Origin of the sequence: Rathayibacter sp. VKM Ac-2759 (genome assembly GCF_009834225.1) — a bacterium.
GTDB lineage: Bacteria > Actinomycetota > Actinomycetes > Actinomycetales > Microbacteriaceae > Rathayibacter.
In genome coordinates this window covers 700,617-723,752 of the sequence record NZ_CP047176.1, presented here as the reverse complement: position 1 = coordinate 723,752, position 23,136 = coordinate 700,617, and the positions used below count along the sequence as shown (strand labels likewise).

The following is a 23,136-nucleotide window of genomic DNA, read 5'->3' as shown; positions in this document are numbered from 1 at the left end:
TGCTCTTCCCGCCCTCCTAAAACCTCATAGGTGAATATGCAGATGAGGTTTTAGAATGGCCTGATGAACCAGTCCCACGATCCGTCCGCACTCGTCAGTGAGGTGCTGCTCGAAGCCGGGGCGGCCATCCGGGTCCTCGACGCCCGACGACTCTGGATCACCGTTCCGGGGATCGTCGAGGCCGAGGTCGTTCTGATCTCCAGATCGACGCCGCCGACCACAGCAGAGATGCGCACCCGCAGCGCCGCGTCGACCGATCAGCGCATCACCGCGTACGTCACGCCTCGTACGAGCGTCGCCACACGGCGAGCTGCACTCGTCGACCCCGGGCTCGCTCTGATAGGAACGGGCGATCGTGTGGTCATTCTCGGCGGACGCGACCTGTCATCGCAGTCAGGTCCAGGGGCATCTCCACGGGCACAGCGACACCGGCCTCCCTGGGGCAGATTCGCTCTCTACCGAGCTCTGAGCAGAACCGCGGTCGGACGAAGCCAAGCGCATCTGGCGCAGGAGTGCGGCGTCTCCCAGATGGCCGTCTCGAAGATCCTCCGCGCGGATCCTTCGTTGGCAGAGAAGTCGAACCGGGGATGGGTGGCGCGCGATCCGGTAGATGTCGCGAGACGCTTCCTCGACGAGTACCCGGGTCCAGGGGGCGTCTCCCAGCTCTGGTACTCGGGAAAGCCGATTCTGGAACAGGCCCGCGCTGCGCTCGCCGCGGGAGCGAAGGCGCTGCCGTCCGGAGATGTCACCGCCGATCACGTGGCCCCCTGGCGCCGGCCGCGCTTCGCTGTGCTCTACGCGGAGAGCGGCCTTCCACTGGACTCACTCGGGTTCGCGGAATCGGACCCGGGAGAAGCGACACTCCGCGTGACCGTTCCCGAGGATCGCACGATCTGGAGCACAGCGCAGGCGTGGTATCCGGGCGGGGAATCCGCAGATCCGATCCTGGCCGCGTGGGACGTGCTGAACAGCGGCGGCGCGGATGCCGAAGAAGCCGCCGATCATCTGCTGGCAAGGGAGCTGACGGCATGGACCCGGTGAGAACGGTCACGACAGTCTCGATCTCCCAGGCCGATGACTCGGCCTTCCGAGCCCTCAGCGACGCATCGGCCGCCATAGAAGACCTCGATGAGGCATGCATCGTCGGAGGCCAGATGGTCGCGCTGCTCTGCGAAGCGTTTCCCAGCTCAGGCGTACTCCTGCGGAGGACGAGTGACGCCGACGCGGGCATCGACCCCGTGATCGCGGCTGCGGGCACTCTGCACGACCGACTGGTCGACGCCGGATACTCCGCGCTCCGCGGCAATCACTACGAACTCGACGATCGCGTCATCGACATCCTCGTCACGTCGGCGTCCGGCAGATTCGAGAGCGCCGAGTACGGCGGTCGCGCTTTCGACGGCGCGCCCGGTCTGCATCTAGCGCTCGTCGATCCGCTTCGCATCGGCATCGAGGTCACACTGATGGGCGGAAGTGTTCTCGCCTTCTCGACGCGAGTGCCACGAGTCGAAGGGGCGCTGGTCCTCAAGGCACTGGCCTTCGATTCGCGTCACTCCGAGAAGGATCTCGTCGATCTCTTCAACCTGCTCGAGATACGTGACAGTCATTCTTCGGACGCCATCGGCGGGTGGAGGATCGGAACGGCGGGCGGCGGCGGAGCGCGACGGGACACCGCCGAAGTGCTTCATCGGCTGGCTCGGGGAGCGCGCTCGAACCGGATGCTTCGCGAAGCGGACATCCCTGCGGCCCGATTCGTCTATCTCGTCCGCGCCCATGTCGCGGAGAGCACGGCGCGAGCTGGACGGTGATCGCCATCACCGGATGACCGAGGGGCCCGACGCCTCGAAAGCGCCGGGCCCGCTCCGCTCAGAGCGTCAGCGTGTGCTCCCCCGCCCCGAGCTCGCGGTCGGGGGCGCCGGCCGCGCGGACGACGGCGGTCGCGCCGGCGGGCACGGTGACGGCGAGGGAGACGTCGGAGCCGTCGCGGTCCCAGCGCACGCTCGCGAGGCCGTGCGGGGTCTCGAGCGTCGACTCGGCCCAGGTGAGGTCGCCGCCGGGCTGCGGGGCGATCAGGAGGCGCGAGTAGCCGGGATCGAGCGGCGCGAGGCCGCCGACGACGCGGTGCAGCCAGTCGGCGACGGCGCCCAGGGCGTAGTGGTTGAAGCTCGTCATCTCGCCCGGGTTGATGGTGCCGTCGGGCAGCATCGAGTCCCAACGCTCCCAGACCGTCGTCGCGCCCATCGTCACCGGATACAGCCACGAGGGGCACTCGCGCTGCAGCAGCAGGCGGTAGGCGGCGTCGATGTGCCCCGTCGACGACAGCGCGTCGGTGATGAACGGCGTGCCCGCGAAGCCGGTCGAGATCGTGTAGCCGCTCTCGGCGACGAGCTCGGCGAGGCGGTCGCCGGCCCAGCCCAGCTCGGAGTCGTCGAGCAGGCCGAAGACGATCGCGAGGGAGTAGACGGTCGTGCAGTCGCTGAAGACGCGCTGGTCGGCGACGTACTTCGCGCGGAACGCCTCGCGCAGCTCGGACGCCATCGCGGAGAACTCGCGCGCCTCGTCGTCGCGGCCGAGCACCGCGGCGGTGTCGGCGACGATGCGGGCGGTGCGGTACGCGCAGGCCGTGGCGACCACTCCGGTGTCGGCCTTCGCGTCGGCCGGCTTGTCGGGGGCCGCGTCGGGGTCGAGCCAGTCGCCGAACTGGAAGCCGGTGTCCCAGACCCCGGAATCGGACAGCTTGGAGCGGACGCGGCGGGCGTGCGAGGCCATCGACTCGAACGACTCCTCGAGCACCGCCTCGTCGCCGTACGCCTGCCAGACCGCCCACGGCACCCAGGCCGCGGCGTCGCTCCAGAGGGCGGTCGAGTCCATGGGAGGGAAGCTGGTCTCGGCCGCGCGGCGCTTCAGCACGTCGGGCACGACGAACGGCACGGCGCCGTCGTGGTGCTGCTGCTCGAGGGCCAGGTCGCGCAGCCAGTCGCGGAGGAAGTCCTCGGCATCGGCGAGGTAGACGGCGGTCGGCGCGAAGGCGGCGATGTCGCCCGTCCAGCCGAGGCGCTCGTCACGCTGCGGGCAGTCGGTCGGCACATCGAGGAAGTTGCCGCGCATCCCGCGGAACACGTTGTCGTGCAGCTGGTCGAGCAGCGGCTCGGAGCTGCGGAAGGTGCCGATGCGGCGCAGGTCGCTGCTGACGACGACCGCGGTGAGGGCGCCGGGCTCGATCTCACCGGGCCAGCCCTCGACCTCGGCGTAGCGGAAACCGTGGAAGGTGAGCGTCGGCTCGAAGACGTCCGCGCCTCCGGAGAGGGTGAAGCGATCGGTCGCCCTCGCCTCGCGCAGCGGGCGCACACCCAGCTCGTCGTCCTCGAGGACCTCGGCGTGGCGCAGGGTGACGACGGTCCCCTCCGGCCCGCTGACCGCGACGCGGATCCAGCCGACGAGGTTCTCGCCGAAGTCGACGAGGGTGCGGCCGGACGGGCTCGTCCAGATCCTCTGCGGCGCGATCTCGGCGAGACGGCGCACGGGCGGGGCGATGTAGGGCTCGAGCATCGCGGGGTCGACCTCGACCTCGTGCACGCCGCCCCAGCCCGAATCGTCGAATCCGGCGCTCGTCCAGCCGTGCGGCTCACGGCGGGCGTCGATGTCCTGGCCGTCGTAGAGGCTGTCGGCGGTGGTCGAGCTCGGCCCGGCGCGCCAGGAGTCATCGGCCGCGATCAGCTGCTCGTGGCCGTCGGCGAAGCGGATCCGCAGCTCGGCCGCGCCGGCGATCTCGGTGCCGTAGGGCTCCGCGCCCTCGCCCCAGCTGAGCCGGCCGCGGTACCAGCCGTCGCCGAGGGCGAGACCGATGACGACGGAGTCGCCCGAGACGAGGCTCGTGACATCGTGCTCGGAGTAGCGGAGCCGCCACTCGTAGCTCGTCCAGCCCGGGGTGAAGAGCTCGTCGGAGGCGGGGCTGCCGTTCACGGTCGCCTCGACGATGCCGAGCGCCGAGAGGCGCAGGGTCGCCGAGACGACGTCGCCGTGCCCGGTCTCGAGCGGGGTCTCGCGGCGGAGGAGGGGGGCGGCGCCGTCGAAGTCGTCGTCGGGGGCCAGGAAGCGGGCGGTCCAGTCGGTCATCGTCGTCCTTCTGCGTGGTGGTGTGAGGGGTGGATCAGGAGAGGCGGGGGCCGGAGGAGGAGCGCACGCGCAGGATCGGCTCCCGCTCGAAGTGCACCGGCTCCGTCCGCCCGTCGAGGCGCTCGAGCAGGAGGCGCACGGCGCGGTCGCCGAGCTCCTCGCCGTGCTGGTCGACGGTCGTCAGCGAGATGCCGGGGTGGCCGGCGACCTCGATGTCGTCGTAGCCGACGATCGAGACGTCGGCGGAGGTGAGTCCTGCATCGTCGCGCGCCCAGAGGGCGTCGAGGGCGAGGGAGTCGTTGCCGGCGAAGAGGGCGGTCGGCCGCGCGTCCGAGAGGAACACCTCGAGCGAGCGGGCGCGCGCGTTCTCGACGACGGGGTCGAGGTGCAGCACCTGCACCGCGTCGGCGAGACCCGCCTCGCGCATCCGCTGCTCGTACCGCACGAGCCGGACGGAGTGCGGGGCGCCGACCACCCGGCCGGTGATCTGCTCGCTGACGGTGAGGTGCGCGATGCGGCGGTGCCCGAGCGCGAAGAGGTGGTCCATCACGGCGTCGGTGCCGGCGACGTCGTCGTTGGTCACGGTGTCGTAGCCGATCGACTCGTCGTGGCGGCCGAGCATCACGATCGGGGTGCGGCGGGCGAGGCGCTCGAGCCAGGCGGGCTCGACCATCGGCGAGACGGCGATCAGGCCGTCGACCTGCCGGTCGACGAGCGCCTCGATGGCGCGGAACCCCTCGCCGAGATCACTCTGCGCGGGGGCGACGATGAGCTGGTAGCGGCTGCCCTCGAGAGCGGCGCTGGCTCCCGTGACGATGCGGTTGAAGAACGCGTTGCCCAGGTGCGGGACCTCGACGCCGATGGTGAAGCTGGAGCCGCGCATCGCCCGCGCGGCGACGCTGGGGCGGTAGTCGAGCTCGTCGATCGCCGTTGTCACTCGCTCGCGCATCGCCGGGCTCACGCCGTAGGCGTTGCGGATCACCTTCGAGACGGCGGCGCGCGAGACGCCGGCGCGGAGGGCGACGTCCTGGATGGTCGCATGGCTGCGGACGCTGTCGGTCGAGCTCATCGCGGCCTCCCCCCTGTACCTGGTCGAATCTGCCTGGTCGAATCTGCCTGGACACGGCTCGCCGAGCGATGCCGCGAACGCCACTGTAACGGTTCATTCACGATCGTGTAGATCGGTCCACGACTTTCCGTAGATCGATTGACACGTTTCACGGAGCGGACGTATGTTCTCCCTGCGCCGCTTCTCGAGTCGCCTTCGAGCGATCGGGATCGGCGCCTCGGGCACCCCCGCAACAGTGAAGTTGTCGATACATGGAGGTATTGGATGTCGTTCCGACAGAACCGGCGAGCCCTGCTCGCCCTCGGCGCAGGAGGAGCGGCTCTCGCTCTCGCGCTCACCGGCTGCAGCACCGGAGGCGGAGGCGGTGACTCCGCGGACGGGTCGACGCTGAGCGTCCTCATCGACAACCAGACGGCGACCGTCGAGCTCTGGGACGCGCTGAAGGCGGCCTTCGAGGAGGAGAACCCCGACATCACCCTCGACATCGAGACCCGCCCCCAGGGCAGCGAGGGCGACAACCTCGTCAAGACGCGCCTCGCGACCGGCGAGATGAACGACGTCTTCGCCTACAACTCGGGCTCGCTCTTCCAGGCGCTCAACCCCGACCAGAACCTCGCGCCGCTCTCGGACGAGGCCTGGGTCGACTCGCTCGACGAGGGCTTCCGCACGGTCGTCTCGACCGACTCCGACCTCTACGGGATCCCGCTCGGCCAGGCGATGGGCGGTGCGGTGCTCTACAACAAGGACGTCTACAGCTCGCTCGGCCTGAGCGTGCCGAAGACCTGGGACGAGTTCATCGCGAACAGCGAGGCGATCAAGGCCGCCGGCGACGTGGCTCCGATCATCCAGACCTACGGCGACACCTGGACCTCGCAGCTCTTCGTGCTCGGCGACTTCGCGAACGTGCTCGCGCAGGACCCGGAGTGGGCGGCCGACTACACGGCCAACAAGGCCAAGTACGTCGACGAGCCGGCGCTCGCGGGCTTCGAGCACCTCCAGCAGGTCGCCGAGTCGGGCCTCACCAACGAGGACTACGCCTCCGCGACCTACGACGACGGCGTCCGGATGGTCGCGACCGGCGAGGGTGCGCAGTACCCGATGCTGACCTTCGCGGCCGGCCCGCTGATCCAGAACTACCCCGACTCCCTCGACACGGTCGGCCTCTTCCCGCTCCCCGGCGACTCCGCCGACTCGAACCCGCTGACGGTCTGGCAGCCCAACGCCGTCTACGTCCCGAAGTCGACCGAGGGCGCGAAGCTCGAGAGCGCGAAGAAGCTGATGGCGTTCCTCGTGACCCCCGAGAGCTGCGACATCCAGAGCGAGGTCGCGGCGCCCCAGGGTCCGTTCGTGATCGACGGCTGCACGCTGCCGGACGACGTGCCCGCGCTCGTGTCCGACATGCAGCCGTACTTCGACAGCGGTGACACGGGTCTCGCGCTCGAGTTCCTCTCGCCGATCAAGGGCCCGGCGCTCGAGCAGATCACGGTCGCCGTGGGCTCGGGCATCACCCCCGCGGCCGAGGGCGCGAAGCAGTACGACGACGACGTCACCAAGCAGGCCCAGCAGCTCGGCCTCGAAGGCTGGTGAGCGCCGCGGCGCGGTGAGGGACGGAGGGCTCGCCCTCCTCGCTCGCCGCGCCGCACCCGCTCCCTCTTCCCCTCGCATCCCGATCGACGGAGATCCCATGACGACACTCACGGAGAAGCGCCACGCGCCCACCCGCGCCGCGGAGCCGCCCCAGCGCCGCCGGGCCATGAAGAGCCCCTACCCGACCTGGTTCTACCTCCCCGCCGGCGTCTTCTACGTGGTGCTCTTCCTCGTGCCGACCGCCGCCTCGCTCTACTTCTCGCTCACGCGCTGGACGCTGTTCGACTCGACCTTCATCGGCTTCGACAACTTCGTCGCGTTCTTCCAGGATCCGGCGCTCTCGACCGGCTTCGTGAACACCTTCGTCTACGCCGCGATCACCTCGGGCCTGAAGATCGTGCTCGGCATGGCCCTGGGGCTGCTGCTGAGCTCGCAGATCATCGGCCGCGGATTCCTCCGCAGCGTCGTCTTCTTCCCGGTGCTGGTGTCGACGATCGGCATCGGCATCACCTTCAAGGTGCTGCTCGACCCCTTCGACGGGATCGTCAACCAGGGCCTCGCCGCGATCGGCGTCGCGGGTCCCGGCTGGCTGACGGATCCGCAGTGGGCGCTGTTCTCGGTCGCGCTCGTGGACGTCTGGAAGGGCGTCGGTCTCGCGACCCTGATCTACATCGCGGGCATCGTCGCGATCCCGCAGGACTACTTCGAGGCCGCCCGCGTCGACGGCGCCGGCGCCTGGCACAACTTCCGGCACATCACCCTGCCGCTCCTGCGCCCCGCGACCGTGACGGTCGTGCTCCTCTCGCTCATCGGCGGTCTGCGCTCCTTCGACCTGATCTGGGCGATGACGAAGGGCGGGCCGGGCTTCACGAGCGACGTGGTCGCCTCCGTGATCTACAAGCAGTACCAGGCGGGCTTCTACGGTCTCTCGACCGCGGGCAACGTCATCCTCTTCCTCGTCGTGGCGGCGATCATCTTCCCGCTGTCGGCCTGGCTCAACCGGAAGGACAACGAGCAGTGACCACCACTCCGCTCACCCCGTCCCCACCCTCGGAGACCCCGCCCTCGAGGACGCCGCTCGCGACGAGCCCGACCGAGGACGCTCCCCTCGGCATCGACCCCCTGCGCGCCAAGGTGAAGCAGCGCGGCGTCGGGCGCGGCTCGCGCGCCTGGCGGTACGGCGGCGGCATCGCCGCGATCGTGCTCTCGGTCATCGTGTTCATCGTCCCCTTCGCGTTCATCGTCCTCACCGCGTCGAAGACGCAGCAGGAGTCGTCCCTGCTCGGCTTCTCGCTCCCCACCCAGTGGCAGTTCTTCGAGAACCTGCAGGCCGTGATCGAGGCGCGCGACTTCATCCTGCTGCGCGCCTTCGTGAACAGCGCGGTCCTCACGATCGTCTCGGTGGCGGTCATGGTGGTCCTCGCCGCGATGGTGGGCTACGTGCTGCAGCGCCGCCGGTCGAAGTGGAACCCGCTCGTCAACGGCTTCGTCCTGGCCGGTCTGATCATCCCGCCGGCCGTGGTGCCGACGATCTGGGTGCTGCAGGGACTCGAGCTCTTCAAGACCCTCCCCGGTCTGATCGCGGTGCACATCGCGTTCGGCCTCTCGTTCTGCATCCTCCTGTTCCGCGCCTTCGTCTCGACGATCCCGCGCGAGCTCGACGAGGCCGCGGTCATCGACGGAGCAGGCCCCTTCCGCCTGTTCTTCACGGTGGTCCTGCCGCTGCTCAAGCCGGTGATCGTCACGGTGATCGTGGTGCAGGCCGTCGCGGTGTTCAACGACTTCACCTACGCGCTGTACTTCCTCCCGGGGGACGACAACGCGACCGTGCAGCTGACGCTCTACAACTTCTCGTCGCAGTCGCAGTCGTCGTGGAACCTCCTCTTCATGGACGTGCTGCTCATCACGATCCCGCCGCTGGTGATGTACATCTTCTTCAACCGCCAGATCGTCGCCGGCATGACATCCGGAGCGGTGAAGGGCTGACGCGGTTCACGCACCCGCCGGAGGCCGCTCGGTCCATCGGGCGGCCTCGGCCGGGGGCGGCGTCTGTGGGAGATCGGCGGGGCCGACGAAGCGCCGGAGCCACACCGGACGGCGCGACCGGGTGAGGGCGCGCTGCCACCTCGGGTCGGTGAGCGCCTCCTCCGCCGGGTCGAGCAGGCGCCGCGAGCCCGCCTCCCAGACCTCGATCCGCACGAGCGCCGGGTGGGTGAGGTGCAGGCGGCGACCCGGCTCGCGCTCGGGGTGGGCGTGCCCGGCGCGGGTGCGCAGCTGCTGCTCGAGCTGCTCCGGATCGGCGGCCGACCAGGTGCTGACGCCGACGGAGCCGTCGGGGAGCGGGAAGCGCTCGGTGACCCGCAGCGGGAGTTCGTCGTGGGAGGGGGACATCGTGCGGTGCCTTCCGGTGTCGGCGCCCTGGGGCGCGTCGGTTCGGGAGGGGAGGGGCTCCGATCGCGGAGCCCCTCCCCTCGTCGTCAGTGCTGGATCGGGCGGAGTGCGCGCATCCTGCGGGTCGCGAGCAGTCCGCCGCCCGCGAGCAGGAGCAGCGCGCCGCCTGCGGTGAGCGGCCCGGCGGCCGCGCCCGTGGAGGCGAGGACGGTCGGCACGAGTCCGATCGCCGGCACCCGCACCTGGGCGCAGGACGCGGTGGCCTCGTCGGCGCACGGGCTCCGGACGAGCGTCGGCTCGAACCCGGCCGGCAGGTCGTCGATCCGCGCCCGGTTCGGGATCGTCCAGGCGTCGACGCCGTCCGCGACGACCCCGGTCACCGTGAACGTCGTCGACGCGCCGGGCGCGAGGTCGAGCCCCTCCACCGAGAGATCGGAGGAGGCGGGACCGCCGTCGCGCGAGATCGTCACGTCGGAGAGGTGCGCGAGCGTCGGCAGATCGGTGAGGGTGACTCCCTCGGCCGGCCGATCGCCGATGTTCGCGACCTCGATCTCGAAGCCCGCCCGGCCGCCGTGGGCGACCGACTCCCGGAGCGCGGTCTTCTCGATCTCGAGCCGGCCGCCGGCCGGCGGCACCGGGATCTCGGCGCACGAGAACGCCGCGTCGTCGGCACAGGGGTTCTGCACCGTCGGCGGGGTGAAGCCCTCGGGCTGGTCGGAGATCGTCGCGCGGTTGGGGATCGTCAGGGCGTCGACGCCGTCGGCGACCCGCCCGCTCACATGCAGCGCGATCTGCCCGCCGGCCGGGATGCTCAGCCCCGTGACGGGCTCGGACGCCGGCTGGACGCCTCCCCGGCCGTCCTCGATGGTCGCGTCGGAGAGGTGCTCGAGCGACGGGACGTCGGTCACGGTGACCCCGGTCGCCTCGACCGAGCCCGAGTTGCCGATCACGACGTCGAAGCCGGCCTCCCCGCCGTGCGCGGCCGACGGCTGGGACGCCGTCTTCTGCAGCCAGAGCCGGCCCTCGCCGACGGTGTGCGGCACGGTCGCGCAGGGGTTCGCGTCGGTGCCGACGCCCGAGTCGGACGGGACGAGCGGCGCGCCGGCGACGCACGCGGTGTTCACGAGCTCTCCGTCGCCGCCCGCGCGGACGACCACGTCGAAGGTCAGCTCGGCGACAGTCCCGACCGGGAGCGTCCCGGCCGCCCAGTCGATCCGGCCCGTGGCGGGGTCGATCGTGGCCGTGCCGTGCGTGGTGCGGATCGAGGCCGCGTCGAGATCGGCGTCGTCGAGCACGCCCTCGTCGAGGTGGTCGACGACCGACGCGTCGGCGTAGTCGCCGGAGCCGTCGGAGGTCAGGGTCACGCGGTACGGGACGCGGGCCCCCGGGAGCAGCGGGACGTCGGACGCCGCGGTCGAGCTCTTCGCGATCGTGACGTGCGGGGCCAGGGCGTCCAGACCCGCGATCGCGACCGCCTCGTCGGAGCCGAAGGCGTAGTCGTCGACGGCCCGCAGATCGCCGTAGGAGCCGTGGACCGAGTCGTTGGCGTTCGGGGCGCGGCCCTCACCGGAGTCGTCGGCCTCCCACCGGTGCACCCCGGCCGACGAGTCGGCACCGTCATCGCTCGAGGCCGCCTCGGCGGTGGCGGAGTAGCGCTGCCCGTTCGAGGCCGAGAACAGGGTGTCGTCCCAGTGGATCACCGACGGGTCGGTGCCGCCTCCGGTCGAGCGCAGGATCGAGATGCCGCCCGACGACGTCTCGGCGTCGACGCGCGTGAAGTGGAACTCGTTGGTCCGGCCGATCGTCGCGCGGAAACCGACGTCGGGGTCGGCGGTGTCGACCGCCGCGCCCTGCGCGTCCAGGCCGTCCCAGTCGACGGAGAACGGGCCGGGAGCGGCGACGATCTCGGTGAGCCGGACGTCGCGGGCCCCCTCGTAGTCGCCGTCACCGTCGGCGTCGATGTCCACGGTCACCGTTCCCGGCTGCGTGCCGAGCGTCCCGGTGAGCGATCCCGCGTTCGACGCGGACCCGGCCCGCCGGTAGGCCAGCCCCTCGATGGTCGGCGCGAGGTAGTCGGGCGCGATCGAGGGGGGCAGATCCTCCGACGGCGGATCGAGGAACAGCTTGTAGGTCTGCAGTCCGGCGATGCCGGAGCGCCCGGAGGCCTGCACGTACTGCGCTCCGACCCCGCCCGCCTCGCTCGACTGCGGCATCGGCACCGAGAGGTAGGACGGATCGGAGGACCCGACCCGCACGTTGCCCTTGTTGGTCGCCTGGAGCGTCGAGGCGACTCCGTCGTAGCCGCGCAGCGTCATGTCGTACCGCGCGCCCGTCTCGGTGACGGCGTAGAGCGTGAACGACGAGCTCCGCTCCCCCGGGGTCGTGTAGCTCGCCCGCGCTCCCGACTGGATCGCGTAGGAGTCGGACCAGACCCGGCCGGCGACCGCCTGGCCCGAGCCGTCGGCGACGCCGATGCTCCACACCAGGTTCACGGGCGCGGTCACGTCGTCGTCGGTCACCCCGACGCGGAACACACCGGTCTCGGCGGCGACGAAGGATCCGCCCGCCGCCTCGCTCGGCGGGGCGCCGCGCGGGAACGCCTGCGCGTCGAGGACGGAGCCGTCGGGCGCCGTGATCGCCGCCGTGCCGCCTCCGCTCTCGCCCTCGCCCGACCCCGACCCGGCCTTCAACGGGTGGAGATCGACCTGCAGCGTCTCGCCCTTCTGCACCCAGACCGACACCGTCGTCACTCCGGCGTTGGTCGCTCCGCCGTGCAGCAGGGTGTTCTCTATCGTCGTGCGCGGTGCGTCGACGGCCGCGGCGGGCGTCGCCGCCACCCCGCCGCCGAGCAGCCCGCCGACGAGCGCGCAGCCCGCCGTCGTCCCCGCGAACGCGCGGACGGCTCTCGCCTCCCGCCTTAGACGGCCAGCCGGCCCCGACCGTTCCGTTCGACTCATCCGATGTCCTCTCCTCAGCCGCTCGGCGCTCAGCGCCGGCGACGGTTCACGTCAGCCCCGTGCCAGGAGAGTAATGCTCACTTTCGTGTGGCCGCGGGCCGCCCGCCCGATCTGTGGACAACCGGCGCGGGTGCCGGGCGTGGAGGAACCTCCGCCGCGGCACGTTTCCGCCGTGTGAACACTCGCCGGAAGCGGCGCGGGCCCCGGAGGAGTGCGGATAGGGTCCGAGAGAACCCCGACCCGAGGAGTCCTGCCGTGCCCGAGTCCGCGCCCCTCCGCCGCCTCAGCGGCGCCTGGCGCCTGGGCACGTGGCGGCTGTCGAACTCGCGAGCCCCCGCCGCTCGCTGAGCCCGGCCGTTCCGTTCTGCGCGCGACGCCCTCGCGCGCCTCCTCCTCCGCGTCGGCGGTCGACGCACGCCAGACCCGCTCGAAAGCGAGAACACCCATGCCCGTGCACTACTCCGAAGACCCCTGGACCCGCGTCACCTCGGCCCGCGGCTACGCCGCCGACGAGCTCATCTCGACGCTGCAGAAGTCGATCCGCCGCGGAGACACGCAGCTCGCGCTGCTCGTCGGCCGCGAGATGTACGAGTCGAGCGCCGATCTCGAGGAGATGATGTGGGCGCGCCTGAACGTCATCTCCTGCGAGGACGTCGGCGACGGCAGCTACGCCGAGCCCGTCGTCGTCAACAGCCTGTACCAGATGCACGAGCGCCTCGATCGGACGTTCGGCGACCGCTGGCTGTTCGCGACCCACGCGATCCGCTTCCTCTCGGAGCGGACCAAGGACCGCACCTCCGACGAGCTCGCGAACCTGACGCTGCACCTCATCAACGCGTCCGAGAAGCCGTTCGAGATCCCCGAGTACGCGCTCGACGTGCACACCCGCCGCGGACAGCTCGCGGGCAGCTCGGTCGACGACTTCTGGGGAGACGGCGGCGGCTCCGCGCTCGAGAACGAGCTCCCGGGACGCACCAGCGCCCTGAAGGACGAGATCCAGCGCCTCCGTGCCGCCGGGGAGTGGAAGGCCTGACGCGGACGAGGGAACCCGTTCTCGCCGAGACACCGCGACGGACGCGGCACCTCGGCCGGAACGGGTTCCCTCGGCGCAGGTCCCCGCGAGCGGCAGAGCGGCGGGGCCCGAGGATCACCCCGCCGTGGTCACCACAATGCGCCCGGGGGTCTGTCGATCGGACGTCGATCCGTCGCCGAGTCGATCGGCAGATCCCCACGTGTAGACGTCACCCCCAGTGCTGATCGCCGTGGTGAAGTTCCCTCCGGCGCCGACAGCCACCACGGGAGGCAGTCCTCCGACGAGCGCCGGGGTCGGCTCCACGGCATTGCCTGTTCCCAGGGCGCCCTCTCCCCACGCCGACAACGAGCCGGTCGAGGAGATCGCCATGTTCTGGGCACCCCAGCCCGCATCAGCCTTCGCGACATCGCTCAGCCCGACGGGAACCGGATCCGAACGGATCGAGCCGCCTTCTGCTCCGTTGTAGACGTTCACCGTCCAGGAATAGGTCGAGCCGTCTCGCGCAACGGCGACCGTACGCCCCACTCCGGCAGTGACCGAAGCGATCGGGGGTAGCCCTGCGACCACGGACGGGCCGTTCCCGCCCACGCCCAGTCCGCTGGCGATCCCCCCACGATCGACGTCCTCCTCCCAGTGGAAGACCAGCCCGTCCGCGTCGACCACCACCACGTGGCCGTCTGTCGCATCGATGTCGACGATCCGCGCGAGGCCTTCGATCCGGGTCGGCGTCCCCCCGACTCCCGTCCCCCAGCCGTAGACCGAGCCGTCGCGGGTCACCGCGAACGAGATGTTGGCGCCGGCGGCGACGGCGACGGCCGTCGGCACACCGTCGATCGGTACGGCGGCCCGGTAGTAGGTGAACGGGCTGATCTCCTCATCGACCTCTCCATTGCCGTTGGATCCCCATCCGAAGACGCGGCCGTTTCCGTCCACGGCCAGACCGTGCGAGTAGCCCCCGGACACCTCGACGATGTCACTCAGTCCGAGAATCGGTTGAGGAAAGACGATGCCGTCGCCCGGCTTCGCGTTTCCCTCGTCGGTCCCGCGGATACCCCACTCCCACACGTCGCCGTCCCGGTCGACGGCGTAGGACTGGAACTCTCCCGCGGAGACGTCGGAGAACTTCACCTCTCTGAGCGCGACCGACGCGGAATAGCTGAGGCTGAACTCGTCGGAGGAGCCTTGTGGAGAGGTGAGGACCAACGGGTACGTGCCCTCGCCCATCGGCGGAAGAACGACCAGCGCCGACGTGTCGGAGCTCACTCGGATCGAGGTGGCCTCCACGCCCCCGACGGACGCAGTGACGATGTCCGAGAGACCAGTGCCGGTGATCCTCGCGCGGCCGCCCGCGAGCGGCATCGTGCCCGGCGAGACTGCGCTGATCGTGGGAGCGGACCGATCGGGGAGGTCCGCACCGCGCCAGCAGAACTCCTCAGATGCCAACGGGAACTTCTGATCGGAGAACGAGTACTGCCACTTCTTGACCCAGACGTCGAGGTACGCGCCGGTCGCGACAGCGAGCGAGTACTCGGCATGGAGGCAGAGGGAGGGATCACTGCCTGCGACTGCGGTCGCCGTCACCTTCCCCTCCGGACCGACCTTGAGATAGACAGCGGCGACTCCGAACGCGCGGATCTCGAACTGACCTCCTGCGGTCATCGTCAGAGTCGCCGAGGCGGTCACCTCAGCCGTCATCGGTGCCGATTGCGCCGAGCTGTACGGAACTGCCCTGCCGTCGGGCTCTACCGCGAATCCCGCGGTGCGATAGAAGCGCTTCTCGAAGACGAACGAGGCGGAACCGCTCACCGAGAACGTGATGTACGGGGCTACGGCGACCGAGACCGCGCCACCTGCGAAGTACCATTCCGGCTTCGGCATCCCCTCGACTCGGCAGTTCAGCGCGACGGTCAGCTTCGCCTCGAGTGACACCACGGGCTCGGTGTAGAGCCTCAAGTCCATCGACGGGCCGACCACCGGATTACCCAGGTCGAGCACGAAACTGACACGAGTGTTCTCGAACTCGAGACCGACTTCCATGCTGTTCTTGTTCGTGAACGCGACCTGCTGCCCCTTGGCGTCGAGGCAGGTGACTCCCGGAGTCGCGGCGTCGGACTGGCGCGTCGTCGCCTCTGCCCACTCCCCCGGCGATGCAGCGCGTCCCAGCGATTCCGGTGCCAGTGTCGTCGCGAACGGCTGCCCGGGAACGACGACGTCGAGTTCCACCGGCCCGTCGTACGCCAGAGTCAGGGTGTCGAACACCGAGTCGAGCGGTGCCGGCTCGACCGTGACGACGGTGCCACCCTCCGCAGTGGCCGCTACCGCGCCGACGCGACCGACCAGCCCCGACTCTGCGCCGGTGGTGCCGATGGGCAGAACGAACCCCGAGCCGACCGTCGGCGCCGCCGCCCCCGGCGCGAGGGTGACAGCGCTCGTCGCCGTGTCGGGGCCGTCGACGACCCCGTCACCGTCGCCGTCACTCGTCGTGGGTGCGCCGATGCTCACTGCCGTGACCGTCTCGACTGCCGCCTCCGTCGCGCCCGCATCGAGGGTGTACTCCGTCGGCGTGGACTCCGCGGGTCGCAGGACGTAGCGGTGCAGGAAGGCTGCCATCGCCTGACGCGAGACGCTCTCCTCCGGATGGAACGTGGTGGTCCCGTCATCCTCGATGTACCCCGTCGTGATGCCGCTGAGACGCATCCACTCGATCTGCTGTGCGAACGGGTTGGCAGTCGGCACATCAGCGAAGAACGTGCCGCTGCCGGTCGTCGGAGGAACGATTCCGTAGCGGGAGAGGAAAGCCGCCATCGCCTGTCGCGAGACGCTCTCGATCGGATGGAAGCCGCCGTCCGCATACCCGGTCGTGATCCCCCGCTCCTTCATCCACTCGACCGCGGCATAGAAGGTGTTGCTCTGCGGAACATCGGAGAACGATGGAGTCGATGGAGGAGTGAAATCCTCTCCGGAGAACCGGTAGAGGAATGCTGCCATCGCCTGCCGGGAGACGTCCTCGACGGGATGGTACTCGGCCCCGCCCGCGACTATGTAGCCCGTGGAGAGGCCCATCTCCGACATCCACTGAATATCGGAGAAGAAGACATTGTCCTCACCGACATCGAGGAATGCCGGCGCACTGTCACCCGGTGAAGGCGTCTGCTCGAGGGTCGCCGCCCCCGATGGCGTGAGACCGATCACTGTCAGCGCGGCCACAATGAGGCCTGCGAGCGCAGCTCGTCCTGAAAGGCGCGAAAGAGAAGACATTCGTTGATCCCCCGGTCATCGACGCCGGAGCCTCCGCCATCGAACACTGAAGACGAGAGTGGCAGAGGACTGAAGCCTCGTGGTGTCGGAATTCTGAACTCCGGGCGCGAACGGTAACACCGGCGGTGACACGGTCTCTACTTCTGTCCCTGATACTCGTTCGGCATTCCACTCGGTGGAAAGGCGCGAGAACGACATCACGGTCGACCTCGCCTCGAACGACCCGCCCTCCCTTCCGACTATCAGGGCGCCCTCTCGACGAACAGACCGCCACGACGGCCCGGGCCGGGGTCGACCGGGCGCTGCGCGGCCGCACCGGATCGTCGCCTGTCGAATCCGAGGACGGGGGAACAGGCCGTTCCCCCGTCGTCCGCCGTGCAGTGAGCAGAACTACTCGACCGACGCGGACACTCAGACCTCGAAGTACCGCATCCGCACCTCGGGGCTCATGAAAGACACCGCTGTCGCGACATTGCTCACCGCGTGGATGAGCGACGTGCACGAGGCGAGTACCTCGGCGTCCCGCCACACCTCCCACGCCAGTCGGTGTGACCAACGATCGGTGTCGGCCGCCATCTGATGCTGGAGCTGGTGCCCTTCCTCGAGCTTCTCGCCCTCCGTCAGCGTGTCGAAAGCGGCGTCCGTCTCAGCGCTCGACCGCGTGACATCGTCGAAACGGATGACGTGGTCTCCGAACTCCTCGTCGAAGAGCGTGACGACCCTCTCCTGGTCGGTAGCGACGAAGACACCCCAGTCGTCATCGCTCTCACGCACTCCGCTGTCGGCCAGCTCCTGCCTCACCCGCGCGACATACGCGTAGCGGTCGGCCATCGCCTGACCGGGCTGCTCGATGGCATGGCTCGGATGCTTGACGTGCACGCCGACGGTGAAGCGGCCGGCGGTCTGTGCGGCCATAACCGAGTCGAGTTCCTTCCGGTAGTGCGGTCGGAGGCGGACGTGCCGATCGAGCACAGCGGCGTACTGCTTGCGGATCCGGAGGAAGCCGGGCGAGAGGTAGAGGTCGTGCGCGTTCACGTAGGTGAGCAGCGGCTCGCGGTCCTGGTTGAACTGATGCGACGGGATGTCCGCGTGGCGGTAGAGGAACTCCTCATCGTTCATCTCGTCGTCGGAGAGGTCGTACAGCGGCTCGAACAGCTTGAGCCACATGTTGCCGTCGTCGGGACGGCTGTAGCAGTAGCTCACCGGCGGAGCGTCCAACCGCTGGATCAGGCGTCCGGCGTCCCAGTCGGGGAGCACCATGGCGACGTCGTCATCGCGCTCGCCCCACACCAGGTGGCTGAGGAACGTGTTGAAGACGGAGAAGAACCCGCCGTCATGAAGTGGGATGACGCGGCGAGTGCGGCCCAGTCCCGCACCGTGCCGGCCGCCGGCCGAGCGAGCGAGCGCGGGCGCCTCCGCCGGCAGCTCGCGGAAACGCGACCGCGGACGGGCGGTCTTCACCGAGGCGTCGTCCGGGTCGAGCAGTTCCGCGTAGACCTGCGACAGACGGCTGTACGAGAACTCCGCGGCTCGGTCGCGTCGCTCGCGCGCCGTCGAAGCCGCCTCGTCCGACTGCACGAAGGCCCTGGCATCCGTGAGCACGTCGGCGATGTCGACCGGACGCAGCAGGGCCTGGCGCCCGATCACCAGGTTCTCGATCTCGGGATACTGCGCAGGCCTCGAACCGATCGGGTCCACGAACAGCACTCCCGCGGGCCCCTCCATGTCGAGGTGGGGCGGGATGCGGCTGAGCACGAGCGGCTTGCCCAGCGCGAGGGCCTCACGTGGCCCGATCGAGTAGCCCTCCCCCGCCGAGACGTTGACGTACACGTCGAACGAATCGATGAGGCCGTTCTTGTCCGCTTCGCTGAGATTCCCTGTCGAGAGGCGGATGTTGTCGACCGGCGCGTCTGCGGCGAGTGCGGTCACCCGCTCGAGAGTGTCGCCCATCGCGAGGTTCGAGTGGATCACCAGTTCGACGCTGGAGTCGTGACCGAATGCGAGGAGGAACGCCTCGACCAGCAGATCGAGGCCCTTGCGAGAGTGGTACGCCGAGACCGTGCCGAAACGGGTGCGCGAGGGCAACGGCGAGCGGTACCGGCGGGCCAGCAGCGGCTCGAGCTCGAGCCCGATCGGAAGGGTTCCGACAGGGATGCGGACTCCGCTTCGCTCCGCCACTTCGACGAGGTACGCGCTCGAGAACAACGCGATGTCGAACCGGTCGTTCAAGATCCGCACCCACTGCTCGGGCAGTGCGTCGGAGTCGTAGGCCATGTGCGCGATCCGGAGACCGGTGTCGGGGATCGTCGCGTAGTTGTAGTCGGTGAACCCGTTCCAGAGGACGTCGGTGAAGACGTAGACCGCTGCCTCTCCCGGTGCGACGACGGGGACGCTCCGCCCGCTCGGCAGCACGACGGACCGACCGGGCTGGAGGTGCGGCTCGCGCGGAGCGAAGAAGCCCACCTCGAAGTGGCGGGAGAACAGCTCGAGCGCCGCGGCCGTGACCGTGCCGATTCCGGTGTGGAAGTCGGAGCGTCCGATCACGAGGACGCCCGGCGATGTCGTGACAGTCATCGGGCGCGCAGCTTCCGCACGTAGGGGGCCGGATTCCTCACTACGCGCAGAGGCATCGTCAGTTTCCAAGACGTGCTCGCCACCAGCTCCTCGATACGGGACTGCTGATGGCCGATCGTCTCCTGCGCACGACGAATCTCGTCCTGAAGGCGCTGGACCTCGCCTGCGAGGGCCGGATCCTCGACGGCCGGAGCAGCGTGGAGCAGCTCGTGCACTCGGTGGGCCAGGAACGCAACGTGGCGTTCGCGTTCGAACAGCTGCTGCTCGAGACTCTCGAGCTCGAGCAGCAGCCCGGCGCGATAGCGCTCCTCGGGGTCGTCCGCGGCGGGCGGATCCTCGGCGTCGTGCGCGACGAGTCTGCCGAGGGCCTCCTCGGCCAGGTGGGCGCGAGCCTCCGCGACCTCGGCGCGCTCTTCAGCGGCGATCCGCGCCTCCTCCTGCGCGCGCGACTCGGCCGCCGCGGATTCCGCTGCGAGGTGGAGCTGCTCACGCAGGCGCGGGACAGAGGCGGTCAAGCCGGCCTCGCGAGTCGCCAGACGCTGGATCCGCGCCACGACAGCACGGTCGTGGAGCGACAGCTCGGCTCCCTGCTCCCGTGGAGGCGACTCGATGACGGCTCCCTGCAGGGCGGCGACCACGGCTCCCCACCACTCGGACGCGCGCGTCCGCTCGACCGCGACCCGCTGGGCGAGATGAGAGGCGATCTCCGCGCGTCGAGTCCACGTCTCGAGGATGACCGCGGTCGCGTCGTCCGAGGCGACGGCGAGTGACGGGAGCGCCCATTCCGAGACGCCGAAGTTCGCCATGGCGCCCACGATCTTGCGGCGCGTGTAGTCGTCGACGGTGACCGCGATCGCCGGCACAGCGGCCGAAAGAGCGAAGACGATCGGATGGTAGCGACCCGAGACGGACAGGGCCGCGCCGCGGGTGAGCTGCGCGATCCGCCGAGCGGTCAGCTGACCGGCCACGACGACTCGGGCGTCGGGCACCTCCTCCAGGAGAGCGGCGGCGAGGCGCGCATGCATCAGGTCGTCTGCGACCGGTGCGGCCGGATCGAGTGAGGACTGGTGCGGGAGGAACAGGATCGACGCTCCCGTCTCCGAGACCACTGCACCGAGCATGCGGGAGAGATCCGACGCGTAGTCGTCGAGATCGGTCGGCCCGGAGTACGGCGGGAAGCTGACGGCGAGGTACCCACCCTGCGGCAGCCCTGGGAGCCCGTCGTCTCCGAACTCCTGAGGATCGACGAGGAAGCTGGCGTCGTCGATCGTGTGGACGACGCCGGGAATGCCGAGTTCGAGCGCGGCGCGCGCGGACTCCGCCTCTCGGACGCCGACGAGGACCGAGGATCCGAGGATCTCGGTGACGAGCTCAGCATCGCGGGGCGCGAGGACGGGACCGAGAGACTGACCGGTCACGACCAGCGGCCGCTCGAAAACAGCCGCGATCCGTGCGAGGGCAGCGCGCTCGTACACGTGCTCGGAGAAAGGAGTGGTCAGGTTGCCACCGCCGGCGATGATGACGCCGTCCGCGTCCGGCACGGCCTCGATCACCTGCCAGGCCGGGTCGTCTGCTGGGAGAGCGTCGACATGGCCGTGTGCGGCGCGGGTCACCCGCTCGAGGCGATCCTCCCTGGCTGCGCGGGTCGGCGTGATCCCCTCGTCGAACCCGATGCGCGCGATCGCCTCTGCTCGGTAACGGACGGCGGAGTCCTCGGGGGCGCCCGACACGATCACCGCGTCCACTTCGGTCCGCTGCCGGAGCTCGTCGAGCAATGCCTCCAGCATCGCCTCGTCGCCGGCGTGGTAGTCGGTTCGTGCTCCGACATCGCCAATCAGAATGAGCCGCATCATGCCTCTTCTTCGTCTTCGTCGTGGTCGTCGTGTGTTCCGAGCGCATCGGAGCCCTCGAGCCGCTTCCGGAGGAGTCGAGCGATCGCCGCGGTCGAGTAGTCGGCCCGCATCCTCTCGGCCGAGGTGCGACGCAGGTGCGTCCGCGCCCCGGGGCTGTGCAGGAGAACGCGGAGCGCGCGCACGGCGTGGGCGACATCGATCCCGCGACCCGCGCCGTCGGTCCGCAGAGGGACGAGTGAGGCCGAGTCGGCGGTGATGCCGACGAGAGCGGCCGGGCCGCCGGAGGCGACGACGGCCGTGCCGGCACTCAGGGCCGTCGCCGGGAGGAGGCTCGCGACCGGAGCTGCGTGGAGCGAGAGGACGACCGTGGCGTGTGCGGCGACCGTCCGGAGCTGAGCGAGGGAGAACCGCCGATCGAGGACGACGATGTCCTCGCGCCCTCGTCCGCCGTGGATCAGCCGCTCGCGTTCCGCCGTGCTCAACTGCCCCGCCAGGAGGACCAGGACGGTGCCGACCGGATCCGGACCGCTCGATCGCGTCGCGGCGATGAACACCTCCATGGTCTGGAGCGCGTCCTCGGCCGCCGCGCCACCGCTGCGTCCGGCGTCGGCGATGACGAGCGAGCCCGACTCCGGCAGGCCGAGCGCCTCTCGGGGCACGAGCGGCGGCCGCTGATCCAGGTCGATCGGGTACGGCAGAGCGACCGCGTCGGAGCGACGTCCGTCTGCCCCGATCGACCAGACCTCGTCCACGTCCGGGAGCGAGTCGTCTCCATCGCCGATGACTGCGACGATCCTCCGGCCCTGCGCCTGCTCGAGGACGACGATCGCGTCGCTCAGCACGGCGGCTCCGGCCGGAGTGAGCACGAGGACGTTCGGGTGGACGGCGCGGGAGGCGATGCGCCGCGGGTTCGCCGGCTCGTCGAGACCGACGACATGCACCGGAGCACCGGTCGCCGAGAACGCGCGGCAGAACCGACGGGCGACGACGTCCTCCTCGGTTCCGGGAACCGTCAGCACGAGAACGAGCCAGCCCTCCGCCGACGCCGTCACCCTCAGAGCACCGGAGTCGATCACCGCCTCGGGAAGGACCTCCTCGACGGCGGCGCGTGAGGCGGCCGCACGGGGGTCGGCGCTGAACCAGTCGAGGTACGCCCGCCCGTCTGCGGTCAGGACCTCGGGGTACGCCCACTGCAGATCGCTCCGAGCCGCCCACAGCGCGTACTCGATCGGGGCCAGAGGTGCCAGCCGGTGGCCGAACTGCGGCGAGAGCAGCCAGCGGGCGAATCCGTCCGGGTCCGCGAAGGCGTCCGGCGGTGCGGACCGGGCCGCTGTCGCACCGGTCAGCACCGAGCGGACCAGGCGCCGCACAGGGTAGTCGAGGGCCACCCCGTTGCTCAAGCGCGAGAATCGGTACTCACTGTCTCGGTGGTCGCCGAAACCGTGCGCGAGGAGTCGCTCGCCGTACCCTTCCGCAAGACGTCGGAGGAGCGGGGTCCGGCTGAGGAGCACTCGCGGCTCGGCCGCGGCGTGCTTCGAGAGCAGCCACGGCGTGCGCGGATCGTAGCCGCTGAAGTGAAGGAATCGCAGACGCTCGCCGCCCGCGGTCCAGATGTCCCCCACGCGGCCGATCGGTCGCTCGTGGAGATTCCAGTAGGCCACGTTCAGCCCCCGATCGCGGGAGATCCGGTGGGGGAAGAGAGCCGGAACCCAGTCGATCCAGCGTTGATCGGTGAAGAGCGCGTTCTGCGGGTCCGAGATCGCATCATCGCGCAGCCGGTCGTTCCACCAGGCGAGGAACAGGTGCGAGGAGACGCCCACCGCGATGAACCCGAGGTTGAAGATCCCGGCGAGCATGATCATCTGCTCCGAGACGAGCTTGCCGTCGCGTGGCAGCGGGTCGAGCACGTGCGGGGTGAGGACGATGCCGTGCTCCACCGCGTCGGCGAAGACGTCGGCCAGGTCGTCGAACACCTGGATGTCGGGGTCGAAGTACGCGGCCGCCTCCGCGCCGCCGCGGAGGAGAGTCGCCAGGAGCGCCGGCTTCAGCGCCGTCGCGAACTCCATCACGTCGTAGACGGTCATCATCCGGTGGAGGACCGCGATGTCGAGCCCGAGGTCCTGCGGCAGCAGGACCGAACCTACTCCGGTCGTCGACCGGTCCGCCTCCGTCCCGTCGACCACGAGGGTCGCGAAACCGACCTCGGCGTTCTTCACCGCGAAGGTCTCCTGAAGGACCCGCGCCTGCGGGATGTAGTTGCGCGCGACGATGGTGCCGGCGGCGAAGCGGACGCTCACT

Annotated in this window: 14 protein-coding genes; 6 read left to right on the top strand and 8 right to left on the bottom strand. The window is 70.0% G+C overall.

Annotation, left to right across the window (positions count from 1 at the left end):
* Window positions 1-63: 63 nt before the first annotated feature.
* A complete protein-coding gene (locus tag GSU68_RS03285; RefSeq protein ID WP_159905681.1) occupies window positions 64-1,041 on the top strand; it encodes a hypothetical protein in 978 nt (325 codons plus the stop codon).
* Window positions 1,029-1,808 (top strand): hypothetical protein, encoded by a 780-nt coding sequence (locus tag GSU68_RS03280; protein WP_159905680.1) that lies wholly within the window; start codon window positions 1,029-1,031, stop codon window positions 1,806-1,808. Before GSU68_RS03285 ends, GSU68_RS03280 begins: the two co-directional genes overlap by 13 nt.
* A gap of 58 nt (window positions 1,809-1,866) precedes the next feature.
* On the opposite strand, the gene GSU68_RS03275 is transcribed toward GSU68_RS03280, so the two are convergent.
* Window positions 1,867-4,116: an alpha-L-rhamnosidase gene (locus tag GSU68_RS03275; protein ID WP_159905679.1), complete on the bottom strand. Its 2,250-nt coding sequence runs from the start codon at window positions 4,114-4,116 to the stop codon at window positions 1,867-1,869.
* A 34-nt stretch (window positions 4,117-4,150) separates the two neighbouring features.
* Window positions 4,151-5,185, bottom strand: coding sequence for a LacI family DNA-binding transcriptional regulator (locus tag GSU68_RS03270; RefSeq protein WP_159905678.1), 1,035 nt, complete (start codon window positions 5,183-5,185; stop codon window positions 4,151-4,153).
* 264 nt (window positions 5,186-5,449) lie between these two features.
* On the opposite strand from GSU68_RS03270, the gene GSU68_RS03265 reads away from it, so the two are divergent.
* The 3 genes from GSU68_RS03265 to GSU68_RS03255 all read left to right on the top strand — a co-directional run bounded on the left by GSU68_RS03265 (window position 5,450) and on the right by GSU68_RS03255 (window position 8,758).
* Window positions 5,450-6,772: an extracellular solute-binding protein gene (locus GSU68_RS03265; protein ID WP_159905677.1), complete on the top strand. Its 1,323-nt coding sequence runs from the start codon at window positions 5,450-5,452 to the stop codon at window positions 6,770-6,772.
* A gap of 97 nt (window positions 6,773-6,869) precedes the next feature.
* Window positions 6,870-7,793, top strand: coding sequence for a sugar ABC transporter permease (locus GSU68_RS03260; RefSeq protein ID WP_159905676.1), 924 nt, complete (start codon window positions 6,870-6,872; stop codon window positions 7,791-7,793).
* A 167-nt stretch (window positions 7,794-7,960) separates the two neighbouring features.
* On the top strand, window positions 7,961-8,758 hold the full coding sequence (locus GSU68_RS03255; RefSeq protein WP_244259448.1) for a carbohydrate ABC transporter permease: 798 nt from the start codon (window positions 7,961-7,963) through the stop codon (window positions 8,756-8,758).
* 6 nt (window positions 8,759-8,764) lie between these two features.
* On the opposite strand, the gene GSU68_RS03250 is transcribed toward GSU68_RS03255, so the two are convergent.
* Window positions 8,765-9,163 carry a hypothetical protein gene (locus tag GSU68_RS03250; protein ID WP_159905675.1) on the bottom strand — a complete coding sequence of 133 codons (399 nt, stop codon included), beginning with the start codon at window positions 9,161-9,163 and terminating at the stop codon, window positions 8,765-8,767.
* Between the two features lie 86 nt (window positions 9,164-9,249).
* On the bottom strand, window positions 9,250-12,120 hold the full coding sequence (locus GSU68_RS03245; protein ID WP_159905674.1) for a DUF11 domain-containing protein: 2,871 nt from the start codon (window positions 12,118-12,120) through the stop codon (window positions 9,250-9,252).
* A 445-nt stretch (window positions 12,121-12,565) separates the two neighbouring features.
* Here GSU68_RS03245 and GSU68_RS03240 point away from each other — a divergent pair, with 445 nt between their 5' ends.
* Window positions 12,566-13,153: an AAA family ATPase gene (locus GSU68_RS03240; RefSeq protein WP_159905673.1), complete on the top strand. Its 588-nt coding sequence runs from the start codon at window positions 12,566-12,568 to the stop codon at window positions 13,151-13,153.
* A gap of 114 nt (window positions 13,154-13,267) precedes the next feature.
* Here GSU68_RS03240 and GSU68_RS03235 read toward each other — a convergent pair whose 3' ends face one another.
* From GSU68_RS03235 to GSU68_RS03220, 4 genes are all read right to left on the bottom strand, one after another.
* Window positions 13,268-16,411: an S-layer homology domain-containing protein gene (locus tag GSU68_RS03235; protein WP_208544641.1), complete on the bottom strand. Its 3,144-nt coding sequence runs from the start codon at window positions 16,409-16,411 to the stop codon at window positions 13,268-13,270.
* Window positions 16,412-16,822: 411 nt separating this feature from the next.
* The gene (locus GSU68_RS03230; protein WP_159905671.1) at window positions 16,823-18,985 is read right to left on the bottom strand and encodes a glycosyltransferase; all 2,163 of its coding nucleotides are present in this window, start codon (window positions 18,983-18,985) and stop codon (window positions 16,823-16,825) included.
* Window positions 18,982-20,838, bottom strand: coding sequence for a polysaccharide pyruvyl transferase family protein (locus GSU68_RS03225; RefSeq protein ID WP_159905670.1), 1,857 nt, complete (start codon window positions 20,836-20,838; stop codon window positions 18,982-18,984). The genes GSU68_RS03230 and GSU68_RS03225 overlap by 4 nt, the downstream gene beginning before the upstream one ends.
* Window positions 20,835-23,135, bottom strand: coding sequence for a hypothetical protein (locus GSU68_RS03220; RefSeq protein WP_159905669.1), 2,301 nt, complete (start codon window positions 23,133-23,135; stop codon window positions 20,835-20,837). The genes GSU68_RS03225 and GSU68_RS03220 overlap by 4 nt, the downstream gene beginning before the upstream one ends.
* Between the last annotated feature and the right edge of the window lies 1 nt (window position 23,136).

Bases quoted from the DNA above. Each gene is read 5' to 3' on its own strand.
- GSU68_RS03285 (WP_159905681.1), top strand. From the start codon at position 64: ATGAACCAGTCCCACGATCCGTCCGCACTCGTCAGTGAGGTGCTGCTC.
- GSU68_RS03280 (WP_159905680.1), top strand. From the start codon at position 1,029: ATGGACCCGGTGAGAACGGTCACGACAGTCTCGATCTCCCAGGCCGAT.
- GSU68_RS03275 (WP_159905679.1), bottom strand. From the start codon at position 4,116: ATGACCGACTGGACCGCCCGCTTCCTGGCCCCCGACGACGACTTCGAC.
- GSU68_RS03270 (WP_159905678.1), bottom strand. From the start codon at position 5,185: ATGAGCTCGACCGACAGCGTCCGCAGCCATGCGACCATCCAGGACGTC.
- GSU68_RS03265 (WP_159905677.1), top strand. From the start codon at position 5,450: ATGTCGTTCCGACAGAACCGGCGAGCCCTGCTCGCCCTCGGCGCAGGA.
- GSU68_RS03260 (WP_159905676.1), top strand. From the start codon at position 6,870: ATGACGACACTCACGGAGAAGCGCCACGCGCCCACCCGCGCCGCGGAG.
- GSU68_RS03250 (WP_159905675.1), bottom strand. From the start codon at position 9,163: ATGTCCCCCTCCCACGACGAACTCCCGCTGCGGGTCACCGAGCGCTTC.
- GSU68_RS03245 (WP_159905674.1), bottom strand. From the start codon at position 12,120: ATGAGTCGAACGGAACGGTCGGGGCCGGCTGGCCGTCTAAGGCGGGAG.
- GSU68_RS03240 (WP_159905673.1), top strand. From the start codon at position 12,566: ATGCCCGTGCACTACTCCGAAGACCCCTGGACCCGCGTCACCTCGGCC.
- GSU68_RS03235 (WP_208544641.1), bottom strand. From the start codon at position 16,411: ATGTCTTCTCTTTCGCGCCTTTCAGGACGAGCTGCGCTCGCAGGCCTC.
- GSU68_RS03230 (WP_159905671.1), bottom strand. From the start codon at position 18,985: ATGACTGTCACGACATCGCCGGGCGTCCTCGTGATCGGACGCTCCGAC.
- GSU68_RS03225 (WP_159905670.1), bottom strand. From the start codon at position 20,838: ATGATGCGGCTCATTCTGATTGGCGATGTCGGAGCACGAACCGACTAC.